At 69.1% G+C, this 16,360-nt stretch carries 16 protein-coding genes; 2 read left to right on the forward strand and 14 right to left on the reverse strand.

The window, feature by feature from the left end:
* Nucleotides 1–41: 41 nt before the first annotated feature.
* From BRX43_RS03260 to BRX43_RS03275, 4 genes are all read right to left on the reverse strand, one after another.
* A complete protein-coding gene (locus BRX43_RS03260; RefSeq protein ID WP_125993398.1) occupies nucleotides 42–899 on the reverse strand; it encodes a serine hydrolase in 858 nt (285 codons plus the stop codon).
* A 177-nt stretch (nucleotides 900–1,076) separates the two neighbouring features.
* Nucleotides 1,077–1,457: a hypothetical protein gene (locus BRX43_RS03265; RefSeq protein ID WP_206433085.1), complete on the reverse strand. Its 381-nt coding sequence runs from the start codon at nucleotides 1,455–1,457 to the stop codon at nucleotides 1,077–1,079.
* Between the two features lie 150 nt (nucleotides 1,458–1,607).
* Complete coding sequence (locus tag BRX43_RS03270; protein ID WP_125993399.1) at nucleotides 1,608–2,453, reverse strand: fumarylacetoacetate hydrolase family protein; 846 nt, start codon at nucleotides 2,451–2,453, stop codon at nucleotides 1,608–1,610.
* Between the two features lie 402 nt (nucleotides 2,454–2,855).
* The gene (locus BRX43_RS03275) at nucleotides 2,856–3,224 is read right to left on the reverse strand and encodes a CsbD family protein (RefSeq protein WP_125993400.1); all 369 of its coding nucleotides are present in this window, start codon (nucleotides 3,222–3,224) and stop codon (nucleotides 2,856–2,858) included.
* 237 nt (nucleotides 3,225–3,461) lie between these two features.
* Here BRX43_RS03275 and BRX43_RS03280 point away from each other — a divergent pair, with 237 nt between their 5' ends.
* A complete protein-coding gene (locus BRX43_RS03280; protein WP_125993476.1) occupies nucleotides 3,462–4,604 on the forward strand; it encodes a glycosyltransferase family 2 protein in 1,143 nt (380 codons plus the stop codon).
* Here BRX43_RS03280 and BRX43_RS03285 read toward each other — a convergent pair.
* The 8 genes from BRX43_RS03285 to rpmI form a co-directional block, all read right to left on the reverse strand.
* Nucleotides 4,509–5,237, reverse strand: a complete 729-nt coding sequence (locus tag BRX43_RS03285) for a class I SAM-dependent methyltransferase (protein WP_125993401.1) — start codon at nucleotides 5,235–5,237, stop codon at nucleotides 4,509–4,511. The two genes, BRX43_RS03280 and BRX43_RS03285, sit on opposite strands and share 96 nt — an antisense overlap.
* A gap of 1 nt (nucleotide 5,238) precedes the next feature.
* Entirely contained in the window at nucleotides 5,239–5,664 is a 426-nt protein-coding gene (locus BRX43_RS03290; protein ID WP_241214729.1) for a GtrA family protein, read from the reverse strand.
* 72 nt (nucleotides 5,665–5,736) lie between these two features.
* Nucleotides 5,737–7,263, reverse strand: a complete 1,527-nt coding sequence (locus BRX43_RS03295) for a peptide chain release factor 3 (protein WP_125993402.1) — start codon at nucleotides 7,261–7,263, stop codon at nucleotides 5,737–5,739.
* A gap of 158 nt (nucleotides 7,264–7,421) precedes the next feature.
* Nucleotides 7,422–8,297, reverse strand: coding sequence for an aldose 1-epimerase family protein (locus BRX43_RS03300; protein ID WP_125993403.1), 876 nt, complete (start codon nucleotides 8,295–8,297; stop codon nucleotides 7,422–7,424).
* A gap of 173 nt (nucleotides 8,298–8,470) precedes the next feature.
* Nucleotides 8,471–10,822, reverse strand: coding sequence for a phenylalanine--tRNA ligase subunit beta (gene pheT, locus BRX43_RS03305; protein ID WP_125993404.1), 2,352 nt, complete (start codon nucleotides 10,820–10,822; stop codon nucleotides 8,471–8,473).
* Nucleotides 10,819–11,913 (reverse strand): phenylalanine--tRNA ligase subunit alpha, encoded by a 1,095-nt coding sequence (gene pheS, locus BRX43_RS03310; protein ID WP_125993405.1) that lies wholly within the window; start codon nucleotides 11,911–11,913, stop codon nucleotides 10,819–10,821. The genes pheT and pheS overlap by 4 nt, the downstream gene beginning before the upstream one ends.
* A gap of 106 nt (nucleotides 11,914–12,019) precedes the next feature.
* Complete coding sequence (gene rplT / locus BRX43_RS03315) at nucleotides 12,020–12,385, reverse strand: 50S ribosomal protein L20 (RefSeq protein ID WP_125993406.1); 366 nt, start codon at nucleotides 12,383–12,385, stop codon at nucleotides 12,020–12,022.
* 13 nt (nucleotides 12,386–12,398) lie between these two features.
* Entirely contained in the window at nucleotides 12,399–12,602 is a 204-nt protein-coding gene (gene rpmI, locus BRX43_RS03320; RefSeq protein WP_125993407.1) for a 50S ribosomal protein L35, read from the reverse strand.
* Nucleotides 12,603–12,770: 168 nt separating this feature from the next.
* Between rpmI and BRX43_RS03325 the strand changes: the two genes are divergently transcribed.
* Complete coding sequence (locus BRX43_RS03325; protein ID WP_125993408.1) at nucleotides 12,771–14,849, forward strand: AsmA family protein; 2,079 nt, start codon at nucleotides 12,771–12,773, stop codon at nucleotides 14,847–14,849.
* Nucleotides 14,850–14,858: 9 nt separating this feature from the next.
* Here BRX43_RS03325 and dapF read toward each other — a convergent pair whose 3' ends face one another.
* Together dapF and BRX43_RS03335 are read right to left on the reverse strand one after the other, a co-directional pair.
* Entirely contained in the window at nucleotides 14,859–15,800 is a 942-nt protein-coding gene (gene dapF, locus BRX43_RS03330; protein WP_125993409.1) for a diaminopimelate epimerase, read from the reverse strand.
* A 43-nt stretch (nucleotides 15,801–15,843) separates the two neighbouring features.
* Complete coding sequence (locus tag BRX43_RS03335; RefSeq protein WP_125993410.1) at nucleotides 15,844–16,308, reverse strand: DUF6456 domain-containing protein; 465 nt, start codon at nucleotides 16,306–16,308, stop codon at nucleotides 15,844–15,846.
* Between the last annotated feature and the right edge of the window lie 52 nt (nucleotides 16,309–16,360).

The following is a 16,360-nucleotide window of genomic DNA, read 5'->3' on the forward strand; positions in this document are numbered from 1 at the left end:
GAGGTAGCGGGCCTTTTGCCATGACGGATCGGCGGGAGGCCCTATTGCAGCCGCAGGAACAGCGCGACCGCATTGCGGACGCTGGCGGTGAAGCGGTCGTAGATCATCCGCGACAGTTGGGCGATGACCGGCTGGCGATCGTTCCCGCCCCGGGCAAACACCGCGATCGCCACGCGGCGGCCATCGGGCATGGTGATGAAGCCGACATCGTTGGTGATGCCGTCCAGCGTCCCCGTCTTGTCCTCCACCACCGTCCCCGCGGGCAACAGCGCGCGGATGCGCCGGGTGCCGGTCCGGCACTTGGCCATCAGGCCGAGCAGGAAGGACCGGCTTTGCGGCGCCAGCACCGTGTCGCTGTCCAGCGCCTTGAGGAGCTGGACCATGGCGACCGGCGTCGCCACGTCCTTGCTGTCGGCCAGATGGCCCCGCTCGCGCAGCAACTGGGCAATGGTGCGGTCGACGCGCATCCCGATGATCTTCTGCGACCAGACCCATTGCTGCACCGCCGCCGGGCCGCCCAGGGCGGCGAACAGCTGGTCGGCCGCCACATTGTCGCTATGGACGATCATCGCCTCCAGCACCTTGGCGGCGGGCCGGCCGGCGATCATGTCGTTCAGGCTGCGCCGCCCGCGATCGACATCGGTCAGATAGGCGGCGGCGATGGCGAGCTTCACCGTGCTGGCCATCGGAAAGGCGATATGGCCGTTGACCACGGCGGTCGAGCCGTCGCTCAGGTCGATCGCGGCGATGCCATATTCGCCGGAGCGTTGCGCCATCACCGCCTGCATCTCGCGCTGGAGATCGGACAGTTCGAACACGCTCGCGGCGACCGGAGCCGGGACCATGACGCTGGCCGCGATACCCGTCAGGAACAGACGGGGCAGCAGGGAGAGACGCATCGACCTTCCTCGAACAGGGCATCCACGACAATGCCGATGGCGGAGTCGAAGGCTCCGTCAGGCAGCGTCCATTGTGACGGCCTTGTCGATCCAGGTTCAAGTCTTTTGATGCGCGGATGCGGCGGACCGAGCCGCCGATCCAGCCGGGGCGGAGGATCGCGCGCCCGCCCCGCCGGTTCAGGCCTTCTTGCGCGCCCGCTTCGGGGCGGCGGCGGCCTCGGCATCCTCTTCCTCGTCCGGCTGGTCCTCGCCGGCTTCGGTCAGCGCCTCGCCCAGCGCCTTCAGCTTGTCCTGCGACTTCTCCGCCTTGTCGGCGATCCTGGTCGTGGCCGCGCCGAGGCGATGGAGCAGGGCATGGACCCGGTCCGCATCCGGCTCGCTCTTCTCCAGCTGCTTGCGCAGCGAGGCGAGATCGCGAAGGATACCCTTGGCGCCCGGCGTATCGAGATCGGCGAGGGCGGCCTCCCAATCCTCCACCATGTCGGCGCCCTTGGTCGCCTTGGTGCTTTCGAGCCCGCGGTTGATCGCGTTCATGGTTCCGGCGAATTTCACGGCCATCGCTTCATCCTCTTGCCAGCCAGTGTCGGCTGGACCGCTCAACGAGGCTGGCGCGAAAAAGGCCCCGGCGATGAGGATGATCGGTGTTAACCGGCCGCGCTTTTGCCCGGCCGGCCCCCGACCGGCCGGGCCTTCCGCCTCCCTTCGCCCTCAGGCGGCGTCGACGAAGCGCTGCCGCTGCTCGCCCAGCCCGTCGATGCCCAGCCGCACGACCTGTCCGGCGCGCAGATAGACCGGCGGCTTCTGGCCCATGCCGACGCCCTGCGGCGTGCCGGTCGAGATGATGTCGCCCGGCTCCAGCGTGCAGAACTGGCTGACATAGGCGACCAGCTCGGCGACCGGGAAGATCATGTCGGCGGTGCTGCTGTCCTGATAGCGATGGCCATCGACCTCCAGCCACACGCGCAGCGCCTGCGGATCGCCCACTTCGTCGGCGGTGACCAGCCAGGGGCCGGTCGGCCCGAAGGTGTCGCAGCCCTTGCCCTTGTCCCAGGTGCCGCCGCGCTCGATCTGATACTCACGCTCCGACACGTCGTTGATGACGCAATAGCCGGCGACATGCGCCAGTGCCGCGTCCTGCGACAGATTGCGGCCGCGCGTGCCGATCACTACGCCCAGCTCGACCTCCCAGTCGGTCTTGGTCGAGCCACGCGGGATCTCGACATCGTCATTCGGGCCGACGACCGCACTGGTCCATTTGCCGAAGATCACCGGCTCGGTCGGTTCGGGCAGGTTGCTCTCCGCCGCATGGGCGCGGTAGTTGAGGCCGATGCACATGAACTTGCCGGGCCGCGCGACGCACGCACCCAGGCGCGGCGACCCCTCGACCAGCGGCAGCGTCGCCGGATCGAGCGCGGCGATCTCCGCCAGCCCGGCCGGCGTCAGCCGCTCGCCGGCCAGATCGCCTAGTGCCTCGGGCAGAGCCCGGATACGGCCATCCGCATCCATCAGGCCGGCGCGCTCACGACCGGGTTCGCCATAGCGAAGCAGTTTCATCCTTGGGCCTCCTTGCGATGATCCGCCCGACTTCCATGAGCGGGACGCAACCCGGCGTAAAGGCAGCGAAGTCGCGCGCCGGACTGAAAGACCCATGACAGGCGGACGTCGGTGCCCGGCATTGTCCGGTCGCGCGGGCTGACCTGGCAGCTAAGCACGAAGCGCAACACCGATGCGACGTTCGATCGGTCTGCGCCCTCCCTGCCCAACACCGCTCCCATTTTCTTCGCCGGTGGTTCCGCCAGAGCCTCAGCTCTACGACGACCGCTTTTGATATTTCAGATGGAAGGTTACCACCGTAAGATTTTCCCTTGGCGGCGGCATAGGCGCGCTGGCCGCGCTTCCTGTTCGACTATGCCGATGGCGGGGCAGCCCGGCGGGCCACCCCATGCCGCATCGGGATCAGGCGTGGCGGCGATGGATCGTCCAGGCCAGCGCATAGCCGGCGACCGCCGCCACCGCGGACCATAGGAGATCGGGTCGGCGCGCCACTGCAGCCCGCGCCCGCTCGCCATTTTCCCGCGCCAGCGTCGCGAAGCGGCCGGTCGCGTCGAGCAGTCGCGTGCGCCCCATGTCGATGGCGGGCGGCGCGGCCTTGCGCACCTCCTGCGCCAGCGCACCAGCACGACCGTAAAGATGCTCACCGGTTCCGGCGACCTGCTCGACCACGCCGCCCAGCTGCCAGTCGCGCCGGTCGAACACGTCGCCGGCCGCCTTCTCGATCGTTCCCTTGTAATAGCCGATCGTACCACGAACCTGGTGCTTGTTCATGACAAAGCCTTTCACCTGGGGGAATGGCCGGGCAGTGCAGCCATAGGGCGATCGCCGCCGAAGCCGGGCACCACCCCCGCCATTCCTTATCTACATCAAATGACCGGTCCGGCCGTAGAACCGCCGATCGCGCATCCTGTTCCGCCCATCGCATTCGGTATACCGTCCCGGCTTGCGCGTCCGCTGGCCGTGAAAGCCGATGACGCGGCCGGTGCGGGCGGTTACAAGCGGCGCATCATGCATCCGCGCGCCCCAATCCCGACGCTTGCCCCTACGCTGTCCGTCGTCATTCCCTGCTACAACGAAGCCGCCTGCCTCGACGTGCTCCACGCCCGCGTCTCCGCCGCCGCGCGGGCGGTGGTGGGCGAGGATTATGAGATCGTCCTGATCAACGACGGCTCGCGGGACGAAAGCTGGGCGGTCATGCAGCGGCTGAGCGCGGCCGACCCGAATCTGGTCGCGATCAACCTGTCGCGCAACCACGGCCATCAGCTCGCGCTCACCGCCGGGCTAGACCTGTGTTCGGGCGCGGAGATCCTGATCATCGACGCCGATCTGCAGGACCCGCCCGAACTGCTGGGCGAGATGCGCGCGACCATGCATGCGCAGGGCGCCGATGTCGTCTATGCCGTCCGCCGCCGGCGCGAGGGCGAGACGCTGTTCAAGAAGGCGACCGCCGCCGCCTTCTACCGCGTGCTCGACCGGGTCACCGATACCACCATTCCGGTCGATACCGGCGATTTCCGGCTGATGAGCCGCCGCGCGCTCGACGCCCTGCTCTCCCTGCCCGAACAGGCGCGCTTCATTCGCGGCATGGTCGCCTGGGTCGGCTTCCGCCAGGTCCCCTTCGCCTATGATCGGGCGGAGCGTCATGCCGGCGAGACCCATTATCCGCTCGCCAAGATGATCCGGCTGGCGTTCGACGCGGTCACCGGCTTCTCGACCGCGCCCTTGCGCTGGGCCAGCCATCTGGGGCTGGCGCTGACCGGCGTGTCGCTGCTGCTGATCGTCTATATCGCGATCGGCTGGCTGTCGGGCAGCGCGGTGGCGGGCTGGACCTCGACGATGCTGGTCAATGTGGTGATCGGCGCGGCGCAGATGTTCGTGCTGGGCATGATCGGCGAATATCTCGGCCGCCTGTATATCGAGGCGAAGCGGCGGCCGCTCTATCTGGTCGCCGATGTCGCCGGGCCGGTGCGCGGCCGGGCGACCCTGGGCTTCCAGGCCGATCCCGCCACCACGCCCGCCGCGCTCGCCTCAGCCGGGATGGGCGCCCCCCCGCCGTCAGGCGGGCTTGGCGAGCGTGACGATGGACACGCCCGGCCCCATCGGCACCCGGCCGACCAGATGCCGCTCCAGCCGGAAAATCCGCTCGAATAGCGCGTTGACCGCGGGCGGCGGCGGCGCATCGTCGCTGTCGTCGCGCCCGGTTAGCCGGCCCATCACCCGCGCCGCCGCCGCGAGCGGGAACAGCAGCGAGTTGAAATAGCCCAACCGCTCCGGGACCAGCCCCGCCTGGGCGATCGCCGCCTTCAGCGTCGTCTTGGAATAGCGGCGGTGATGGTGGTTGACCACGTCATGCGCGCTCCACATCCATTGATGCGCCGGCACCGCGATCAGAATCTTGCCGCCGGGCCGCAACAGCGACCGCATCCCCGCCAGCGCGGCGACGTCGTCCTCGATATGCTCGACCACGTCGAGCACCGCGACCAGGTCGTAATGGCCGCGCGGCACGTCGGGCAGGCCGGGCAGCGGCGATGCGCCGACCGGCTTGCCCAGCCGCTGCGACGCGATGGCGCGCGCCGCCGGGTCGATCTCGATCGCGTCGACATGGCCGAAGGCGGCGAGCATCGGCAGATTGTGGCCGGTGCCGCAGCCGATCTCCAGGATGCGCGCGCCTTCGGCCAAGTCGCCATAGCGGTCGAGATAATCGGCCAGGATGTCGCGCCGCGCGCGATACCACCAATGGGTGGAGTCGTGCGCCGCCATGCGGTCATAGACGATGCGATCCATATCAGCCGAACACCCATTGGCGATTGAGGAAGAAGGTGGCGAGCGGCGTCACCGTCGCCGCCGGGATCAGCGCGACCCAGGGCGGCTGGTGCAGCAGCGCGGTCGCGATCCAGGTGAACAGGGCGTTGAGCACGAAGCCGAAGCTCTGCACCACCAGGAACTTCATGTGGAGCCGGGCGCCCTGCCCGCCCGCCGCATGCCCGCGAAAGCTCCAGCCGCTGTGCAGGAAGAAGCCGCAGATCACCGCCACCAGGAAGGCCGGCGGCACCGCCAGCACCGCCCAGGCGCGCGGCAACACCCAATAGGTCAGCGGCAGATAGACGGCGGAATAGATCAGCGTCGACAGCCCGCCCGCGATGCCGAAGCGGACCAGCTGGCTCAGCAGCCCGCTTCGCCGCCAATGATCGATATGCGACGAAAGCGCCAAGACCGTCCGACCCTTTGATGAAGCGTTGCGCTTTAGGTCGCCGGGCACCGCTCCGCAATGCCCGTGCCCGCCTCAGCGCTCGCGCGTGGCGGCGAACTTCACCTTGGGATAGCGGTCGGCGACATAGCCGACCTCCCAGGACGACTTGGCCAGGAACACCGGATTGCCGTCGCGATCCTTGGCCATGGCGGCGCGGTTGAGGTCGGTGAAGGCCTTCAGCTCGGCCGGATCGCTCGCGCTCACCCAGCGCGCGGTATCGAACGGCGCCGGCTCCAGCCCGGCGGCGACCTTGTACTCCGCCTCCAGCCGCGACAGCAGCACTTCGAGCTGGAGCTGCCCGACCACGCCGATGATCCAGTTCGAGCCGATCTCCGGATAGAAGACTTGGGTCACCCCCTCCTCGGCCATGTCGTCCAGCGCCTTGCGCAGCTGCTTGGTCTTGGTCGGGTCCTTCAGCGCGACGCGGCGCAGGATCTCGGGCGCGAAATTGGGCAGGCCGGTGAAGCGCACGTCCGCCCGCTCCGACAAGGTATCGCCGACCCGCAGCGTGCCATGGTTGGGGATGCCGATGATGTCGCCCGGATAGGCCTCGTCGGCGATCTCGCGGTCCTGCGCGAAGAACAGGATCGGCGAATGCACCGCGATCGGCTTGCCATGGCCGGTCGGCGTCAGCTTCATGCCGCGCTTGAACGTGCCCGAACACAGCCGCATGAAGGCGATGCGGTCGCGGTGATTGGGGTCCATATTGGCCTGGACCTTGAAGACGAAGCCGGTGACCTCCGGATTCTCGGGCGCGACGGGGGCGGGCTCGGCCGGCTGCGGGCGCGGCGGCGGGGCGAATTTCGCCAGGGCGCCGATCAGCTCCGCGACGCCGAAATCCTTGAGCGCCGATCCGAAATAGACCGGCGTCAGGTCGCCGTTGCGATAGGCCTCCGCATCGAACTCGGCATAGCCGGCCTGGGCCAGCTCGATCTCCTCGACCCAGCGGTCGGCCAGCTTCGGCGCGTCCTCCACCTTGCCCTGGAAATTGCGGCTGTCGCCCTCGGGCCGGCTGATCCGGTTGCTTTGCAGGTCGAGGATCCCCTCGAACTCGCCGCCCATGCCGACCGGCCAGCTCATCGGGCAGACGTCGAGCGCCAGCATGTCGGCGATCTCGTCGAGCAGCTCGAACACTGGACGACCCTCGCGATCGACCTTGTTGACGAAGGTGATGATCGGCACCGAGCGCAGCCGGCACACCTCGAACAGCTTGCGGGTCTGCGGCTCGATGCCCTTGGCCGCGTCGATCACCATCACCGCCGAATCGACCGCGGTCAGCGTGCGATAGGTATCCTCCGAGAAGTCCTCGTGGCCCGGCGTGTCGAGCAGGTTGAAGGTGATGCCGTCGCGCTCGAACGTCATGACCGAGGAGGTGACGGAGATGCCGCGCTGCTGCTCGATCTTCATCCAGTCCGACCGGGCGCGGCGGTTCTGGCCGCGCGCCTTGACCTCGCCCGCCAGATGGATCGCGCCGCCGACATAGAGCAGCTTCTCGGTCAGCGTCGTCTTGCCGGCGTCGGGGTGGGAGATGATCGCGAAGGTGCGGCGGGGGGAGGTCACGGGCGGGCAATCCGGGTTGGCGGCGGCGCGCCTCTCGGACGGGCGGCGCGCGGCGGGTACGACAAGGGGCCGTCGCGCGCGCGACGGCGCGGAGGCATGGGCCCTTTACGGTGTTTCCGTGTCGCGCGCCATGGATATTGGAATGCCCGCGAAGCCGCTCAGCCTTCCAGCGTGACGTGCATGGCGATCGTCTTGCTCGCCCCGCCGGCGACCGGGAACACCCCAGGCTTGTCGCGATATTCGCCGGTGAAGCCGACCGGATCGGCGATGCCGTGCCACGGCTCGACACAGACGAACGCCGCGCCGGGCTTGGTCCAGATGCCGAGCTTGTCGGTGTCGGGAAAATCGATGCGCAGGCGCGGTCCCGTCTCCGCGCCATAATGGACCGAGCGCGACTCGACCGGGTCCCAGACCAGGGCATCGTCAACGAACAGCGCATCGGCGAGAGGCAGCGTCCGGCCCTCCAGCGGGCTGTCACGCGTCTCGGCGGCGATCAGGCCATCGGGCGTGATCTCACGCAGCCGGGCCGGTTCGTCCGCCGCGAAGACGATGCGATGGTCGGCGCGATCCTCGCCGTACGGCAGGGGCCAGGCGAAGGCGGGATGGAAGCCGAACTGCGCCAGCAATGCGGTGTCCGCCGGATTGGTGATCCGCGCCTCGATCGCCAGCGTCGCGGCCGCGAGGCGGAAGGTGATGTCGAGGCGGAAGGCATAGGGATAGGCGGCGCGCGTCGCCGCCGTGTCGGTCAGGGTGAAGGTCGCATGATCCTCGCCCTGCGCGCTGACCGTGAAGGCCATGTCGCGGGCGAAGCCGTGCTTGGGCATCGGATGGGTCATGCCGTCGACGCGGATCACGCCGCCATTGGTCACGCCGATCGCCGGGAACAGGATGGGCGCGTGGCGCGGCCAATAGGCCGGGTCCGCATCGGTCATCAGCTCGCGGCCGTCCGCGTCGCGCAGATGGGTCAGCTCCGCGCCGAACGGGTTGATCGCGGCGCTCAGGCCTGCGGATCGCAGCCAGACGAGATCGGTCATCGCTTCCCTCCTATGATGTCTTTACATTCCGCCGCTCCCTTCCACTCCCGGCAACGGCCGGGGTCCAGCTGGGGGACGATCGTGATGGAGCGTGTCGCTCCGTTACTATTACCGCTCCAACCGGACCCCGGCGCTCGCCGGGGTGGCGGTAGGGGTGCGTTGCAAACGCCCCCTCACCCGCGCAGTTGCGCGCCCTGCTTGGCCGCCGCCGCGACGACCTTGTCGGCCACCGCCTTCAGATCGGCATCGGTGAAGCTCTTCTCGCCCGGCTGGAGCACGACCTCCACCGCCACCGATTTCTCGGCCCCGCGCTCGAACACATCGAACACGCGCGCCGCCACGATCGACGCCTTGTCCGCGCCCCGCACCGCCCGCACCAGCGCATCGGCCGACAGCGCCGGCGGCACCAGGAAGGCGAAGTCGCGCTTCACCGCCTGGAGCGCGGGCGGCGCATAGGCCGGCCGCATGAAGCCGCTGCCGCGCTTGGGCGGCACCGCGTCGAGATACAGCTCCACCGCCGCCACCGCGCCGTCCAGGTCGAACGTCTTGAGGAGCGCGGGATGCAGCATCCCGAACCGCGCCAGCACCGTCTTCGGTCCCAGTCGCAGCGTACCCGACTGGCCGGGGTGGAAGGCCTCGCCCGCCTCGCCCATCACCTGGAGATTGTCGACCGGCGCACCGGCCGCCGCCAGCAGCGCCAGCGCCTCCGCCTTGGCGTCATAGGCGTCGAACGCCGCCGCCTTGCCCTGCCGCCAGCCGCGCGGGGCGCGCTCGCCCGCCAGCACCAGGCCCAGCGTCGCGCGCTCGCCCTCCGCCAGATAGCGGCGGCCGATCTCGAACAGCCGCACGCTGCCCGCGCCGCGCCGCAGGTTGCGCTCCGCCGCCGACAGGATGCCCGGCAGCAGCGAGGGGCGCATCACCTTCAGCTCCTCGCTGATCGGATTGGCGAGCGTGAACGCCCCGCCGCCAAAGGCGGTCGCCTGCCGCTCGGACAGGAAGCTCCACGTCACCGCCTCGTCCAGCCCGCGCGCGGCGGCGGCGCGGCGGACGCGGCGCTCCACCTTCTGCTCGGCCGTGGCGGTCGGCCGGGCGACGCCGGGGACGCGCGGCAGCGGCACGGGGGCGACCTTGTCGATCCCCTCGATGCGGATCACCTCCTCGACCAGGTCGGCAGTGCCGTCGATGTCGCGCCGCCAGGTGGGCGGCGTCACCTGCCAGTCGTCGCCGACCGTGAAACCGAGCGATTCGAGGATCGCACGCTGCCGCTCCGCCGGCACCGCCAGCCCGCCCAGCGTCTCGGTCCGGGCCGGATCATAGGCGTAAGTGCGCGTGCCGAGCGGGGCCTCGCCCGCGCGGGTCACGCCGCTCGCGGCGCCGCCGCAATATTCCAGCACCAGGAAGGTGGCGATGGCGAGCCCGTCGTCCAGGAAGGCCGGGTCGACGCCACGCTCGAACCGCTGGCGCGCGTCGCTGGTCAGGGCCAGCGCCTGCCCCGTCCGGGCGATCGCCTCGGGCGTGAAATAGGCGCATTCGATGACGACGTCGGTGGTCGTCTCCGACACGCCCGAATGCGCGCCGCCCATGATGCCGCCGATATCGTGCACCGCCGCATCGTCGGCGATCACGGTCATGCCCTCGGACAGCGTATAGGTCCGGCCGTTCAGCGCCTCGACGGTCTCGCCCGCCCTTGCCTGTCGCGCGACCAGTCCGCCCGACAGCTTGGCCTTGTCATAGACGTGCAAGGGGCGGCCAAGATCGACCGTCATGTAATTGGTGATGTCGACCAAAGCCGAGATCGGCTTCTGCCCGATCGCGGTCAGGCGGCGGCGCATCCATTCGGGCGCCTCGCCATTGGTCAGGCCCGACACGCCCTGCGCGAAGAAGGCGGGGCAGCCCGCCGCATCCTCGATCCGCACGTCCGGCCCCGGCCCCTCGCCCGTCACCACCGGCACGGTCGGCGGGATCAGCATGCCCAGCCCGGCCGCCGCCAGATCGCGCGCGATGCCATGGACGCCCATGCAATCCTGGCGGTTGGGCGTCACCGACACCTCGATCACCGGATCGCCCAGCCCCGCATAATCGGCGAAGGCGGTGCCGATCGGCGCGTCCTGGGGCAGTTCGATGATGCCGTCATGATCCTCGCCCAGCTCCAGTTCGCGGGTCGAGCACATCATGCCGTTCGATTCGACGCCGCGGATCGCCGCGACCTTCAGCACCATGCCGTTGGCGGGCACCGCCGCCCCCGGCCGGCCGAACACGCCGACCAGGCCCGCGCGCGCGTTGGGCGCGCCGCACACGACCTGGAGCGGACCCTCGCCCGCATCGACCGACAGCACCTGCAGCTTGTCCGCCTGCGGATGCCGCTCGGCGGTCAGCACGCGGGCGACGGTGAAGCCCCGCAGCTTGGCGGCCGGGTCGGTCACGCCCTCTACCTCCAACCCGATTCGGGTCAGCGCCTCCAGGATCGTGTCGAGATCGGCGTCGGTCGACAAATGGCTCTTCAGCCAGGACAAAGTGAACTTCATGCGCCGACTCCTCCCGACAAAGTGGGCACGTCCAGGCTCGCGAACCCATAATGCTTCAACCAGCGGATATCGCCGTCGAAGAAGGCGCGCAGATCGTCCATGCCATATTTCAGCATGGCGAGGCGATCGATGCCGCAACCGAAGGCGAAGCCCTGCCACTCGTTCGGGTCCAGCCCGCACGCCGCGATCACCTTGGGGTGGACCATGCCGCTGCCCAGCACCTCCATCCAGCCGCCACCAGACCCGCCGATCACGCGCTTGCCCTTCTCGATCGTATAGCCGACATCGACCTCGGCCGAGGGTTCGGTGAAGGGGAAATAGCTGGGACGCAGGCGCAGGACGATATCGTCGCGCTCGAAGAACGCCTTCAGGAACGTCTCCAGCGTCCATTTCAGATGCGCCAGCGTGATGCCCTTGTCGATCACCAGCCCCTCGACCTGGTGGAACATCGGCGTGTGCGTGGCATCGGAGTCGGAGCGATAGGTGCGACCCGGCGCGATGATGCGGATCGGCGGCTGCTGGCCCATCATGGTGCGGATCTGGACGGGCGAGGTGTGGGTGCGCAGCACGCGCTTCACCAGCGCCTCGTCCCCGCCCGGCTCGACCCCCGCCAGGTAGAAGGTGTCGTGCATCGCGCGTGCCGGATGCGTCTCGGGGATGTTGAGCGCGGAGAAATTATGCCAATCCGTCTCGACCTCCGGCCCGGTGGCGACCGCGAAGCCCAGATCGGCGAAGATCTCGGCCAGCTCGTCCATCACCTGGCTGACCGGATGGATGGTGCCCGCCGGCACCGCGTCGACCGGCAGCGTCAGGTCGATCGTCTCGCTGGCCAGCCGCGCGTCGAGCGCCGCCTGCTCCAGCGCCGCCTTGCGCGCCGCGATCGCATTCGTCACCGCCTCGCGCAGGCCCTGGATCGCGGGGCCCTGCACCTGGCGTTCGTCGGGGCTCATGCCGCCCAGCGTCTTGAGCAGCTGCGTGATCCGGCCCTGCTTGCCCAGTGCCTCCACGCGCACGGCGTCCAGCGCCTCCAGCCCCTCGGCCTCCGCCACGGCGGCGAGCAGTCGGTCGCGCATCTGATCGAGATCGGTCATTCGTTCCTCATCGTCCCGTCGGCGACGGCTTGCCTAGCGCCGATAACGAAAAGGGCGCGGATGGCATAGCCACCCGCGCCCCTGTTTCACCTCGCGTCAGGCCGGTTTACGCGGCCTGCGGGAGAGCCGCCTTCGCCTGCGCGATGATGGCCGAAAAGGCCTCACCCTCGTGCATGGCGATATCGGCCAGGACCTTCCGGTCCAGTTCGATGCCCGCCAGCTTCAGGCCGTGCATGAACTGCGAATAGGTCAGGCCCTCGGCGCGGACGCCGGCGTTGATGCGCTGGATCCACAGACCCCGGAAGGTCCGCTTCTTCACCTTGCGGTCGCGATAGGCGTACTGGCCGGCCTTCTCGACCGCCTGGCGCGCGATGCGGATCGTGTTCTTGCGACGGCCATAATAGCCCTTCGCCTGATCCAAAATCCGCTTGTGCTTCGCCTTGGTGGTTACGCCACGCTTCACTCGTGCCATGTCTCAGCGCTCCTCAGTTCAGGCCGTACGGCGCCCAGGCCTTCACCGTCGCGGTGTCGGCCTTCGACAGCACCTTGGTGCGGCGGTTCTGGCGGATGTACTTGGCATTGTGGCTCATCAGGCGGTGGCGCTTGCCAGCGACACCATGCTTGAGGAGGCCGGTGGCCGTGAGCTTGAAGCGCTTCTTCACGCCGCTCTTGGTCTTGAGCTTGGGCATTTTGGTCCTTTCGCATAGAGCAAGACTTAAGACAGCCGCGGCAGCCCCGATGGCCGGGCCCTCCTGTAGCGCCTCGCTCGGGAAGCGGGCCCCTTAGCCCCCCCCCATGCGGAATGCAACCATATGAACGATGCGGAACCGAAACGGCCCCGAAAGCGTCGGGACGCGATGGATCAGGCCGCGCCCAGCCCCGACGTGCCACTCGTGGAGACGCAGCGGCGACGCCGCCGCATCCTGCGCAACACGCTGATCGCGGTGGCGGCGGTGATCTTCGGCATCTGGCTGCTGCTGTTCGTCACCAAGGGCCGGTTCCTCCGCCATCCCTTCGAACGCTTCGTCGCCGGCCAGACGCATCGCGCCGTGAAGGTCGATGGCGACTTCCAGCTCTATTTCGCGCCCTTCCGAATCAAGCTCTATGCCGAGCGCTTCACCCTCGCCAATCCGGCCTGGGCGACGCGGCCCAACCTGTTCCAGGCCGACCGGATCGACGCGCGCATCGCGCCCTTGTCGCTGCTGTTCGGCAAACGCCGCCTGTACAGCCTCGACCTGGCGAACGGTGCCGCCGATCTGGAGTGGAACGCCGCGCACACCACCAATAGCTGGACGTTCAGCGACCAGAAGGGCGGCAAGCCGCTGGAATTCCCGCGCATCGACACCGCCACCGTCACCGGCACGACCGTACGCTATCGCGATCCGCGGATGCGGCTGCTCGCCGACCTGTCGCTCGACGACATCCGATCGAACGATGCGCGGATCGGCCGCGCGGTCGGCGTGACCGGCAAGGGCGTGATCCGCGACACCCCCTTCCGCCTGGCGGGTCGGTTGCTGTCGCCCGATGCCACCGCCAATCGCGGGAAGAACCAGCTCGTCGCGCGGATGTGGGCGGTGCATAACGTGATCGACGTGTCGGGCACCCTGCCCTCGATCGCCGATATCGAGAACGTTCCGCTTCAGACCCGCGCCAGCGGGCGCAACCTGCGCGAGCTGCTGGGCATCATCGGCGTCTATATCCCGCAGACGCGCCGCTATCGCCTTCATGCGCAACTGGTGAAGAGCGGCGACGAATATCGTTTCACGCGCATGGCCGGCCGTTTCGGCGACAGCGACATCAGCGGCCGCTTCACGGTGACGCAAAGCGTGCCCAAGGTGCATATCGGCGCGGAACTGCGCACCCGCAGCCTCGACATCGTCGATGTCGCGCCCTTCATCGGCTACAATCCCGATATCGTCGCGACCAGGGGCGCGGTCGCCGCCGCCGCCGCGACCGGCGCGGCGCCGGCGCGACTGCTGCCCGATGCGCCGCTCGACGTGGCGGCGATGCGCGCCTTCAACGCCGATGCGCATTGGACGGTCGGCATGGTGAAGTCGCGGCGCATCCCGATCGCCGACATCGACCTGACCGTGAAGCTGAAGGATTCGGTGCTGACGCTGTCGCCGCTGACCATGGCGCTGTCGCGCGGCAACGTCGCCTCGGATGTGCGGATCGACACCAATGCCCGGCCGGCCGATGCGACCTATGACATCCGCCTCGCCCCGACGCCGCTCGGCAAGCTGCTGGCCGGCTGGGGCGTGATCGAGTCCGGGACCAGCGGCACGCTGAAGGGCCGGATCGAACTGCGCGGGCGCGGCGACACCATCCATGATTCGCTGGCCACCGCGCATGGCCGGATGGCGTTCATCATCCCGCAGGGCACGCTGTGGACGCGCAACGTCCAGCTTGCCGAACTCGACCTCGGCACCTTCGTGCAGAAGATGTTCGAGGACAAGCTGAAGAAGCCGGTCGAAATCAATTGCGGCCTGGTCGCCTTCACCGTGCGTAACGGCATCGCCGCCGCCGATCCGATTCTGATCGACACGAGCAAGAACGTCATCACCGGCAAGGGCGGCTTCAGCTTCAAGACCGAGGCGGTCGACCTCGCCTTCCGCGCCGACGGCAAGAAGTTCAGCCTGTTCTCCGGCCAGTCGCCGGTCGGCATCCGCGGCTATTTCGCGCAGCCCGCGCTCCAGGTGATCTCGCCGCAACTGCTCGGCCGGGCGGGCGCGGGACTGGGCCTGGCGCTGCTGGCGACGCCGCCGGCCGCGATCCTGGCGTTCGTCGATATCGGCGATGCCAAGTCCGCCGCCTGCGGCCCGGTACTGTCGGGCGCGACCGCCTCGGCGCAGCGCACCGCCAAGGGCCAGCCGCGCGATGATCTCAGCAACCAACCCGCCAAGTCGCAGCGCAAGAAGTTTCTGGGAATCTTCTAACCGGCGGGATCACCCCGCCGCCCGCGCCATCGCCACCACCTCGGCCCAGGCCGCGACCTCGGCGTCGAACCGCTTCGTCACCAGCAGATCGCTGGCGACGCCGTCCGTCACCGTCACTTCACCGGCCCATTCGAATGTGGCGTTGCCCGACAGCGTCACCATCCCGTCCGCGCCCGCCACCGCGCGCACCAGCCCGCCCCGGTTGAGCACCGTCACCGGCATGTCGAACGCCTTGCGACCGTTCAGGCAGGCGGCATAGGTCGACGCCGCCATCGCGCTGCCGCAACTGTCGGTCAGCCCGACCCCGCGTTCGAAGGTGCGAACGAAGAGCGCATCCGCCTTCACCGTCACGAAGCTGACATTGGCGCGGTTGGGCAGCCAGTCGGGCGCGGCCTCGCAGATCGTACCCACGCGCACCAGTTCGTCCTCGTCGATCGTGTCGACGAACGTCACCAGATGCGGATTGGGGATGGCCACCGCCGTGAAGCGATGGTCGCCCAGCCCCGGCACCGGCGCATCGACGATCCGGTCCATGCCCGCCCGGAGCGGCCAGGCGGCCGCGTCGAGCGACACCGGCCCCGCCGTCTCGCGCACCGTATAGACGCCGGGCGCGACATCGGGATCGCGCGCGGCGGTCGCGACCGATCCGTTGAGCTGTACCCCCGCCGCATCCACGCCCAGCGCCTCGAACCCCAGCCGGGCGACGCAGCGCAGGCCGTTGAGGCAGGTCTCCGCCTCCGACCCGTCGCTGTTGAACATGCGGAAGCCGATCGGCCGCGCCTCCGTGCCGTCCGGCATCAGCAGCAGGCCGTCGCCGCCGACCGGCCCGGCCCGGTCCGCCAGCGCGCGCGCCACCGCCGTCCATTCCGCATCGCCGAGCGTCAGCCCGCGTGCGTCGATCAGCGGAAAATCATTGCCCGAACCGTGGCATTTGATGAAGGCGAAGCGCATGAGCCGGCGGTGATCCCCTGGGTCCGCCGGCCCGTCGCCCGCGTCACATGCAGCGGTAATAGGTCGCCACCCGGTCCAGGGCCAGTGTCAGCACCAGCCGCCCGGCCCGCGCCGGCCAGCCCAGCGCCTTTTCCGCGTCCGGCACCCCCTCGCCCGCGCATACCACCCGCCACAATATGTCCGACAGTCCCGGTCCGGCCGCCGCCACCGCCGCCTCGAACCGCCGCTTCGCCGCGATCTGCGCGCTGGTTGGATCGTCACGATCGCCCGTCCCGCCATCGACCCGCTCGCCCCAGCGCATCGTCACCGACGGGGCGAGCTGCGCCCGCTCCCAATCGGCGCGCAACCGCTCGCCCGCCGCGCATTGCCGCTCGCTCACCAGCCCACGCGACGCCAGCCAGCCCAAGGGCGATTCCGCCCGGTTCACCGTCACCCTACGTCCCCGCGCGGCCGGCCCCCGCACCGCCACGCCCTGTCCATCCACCACCCGTTCGACCAGATCGCGCATCACGGCTGCTCCTTGCCCATGGTTAGTCCGAATCGGGCTTGCCACAATGGAT

The organism is Sphingomonas sp. S-NIH.Pt15_0812 (assembly GCF_003951315.1).
Lineage (GTDB): Bacteria > Pseudomonadota > Alphaproteobacteria > Sphingomonadales > Sphingomonadaceae > Sphingomonas.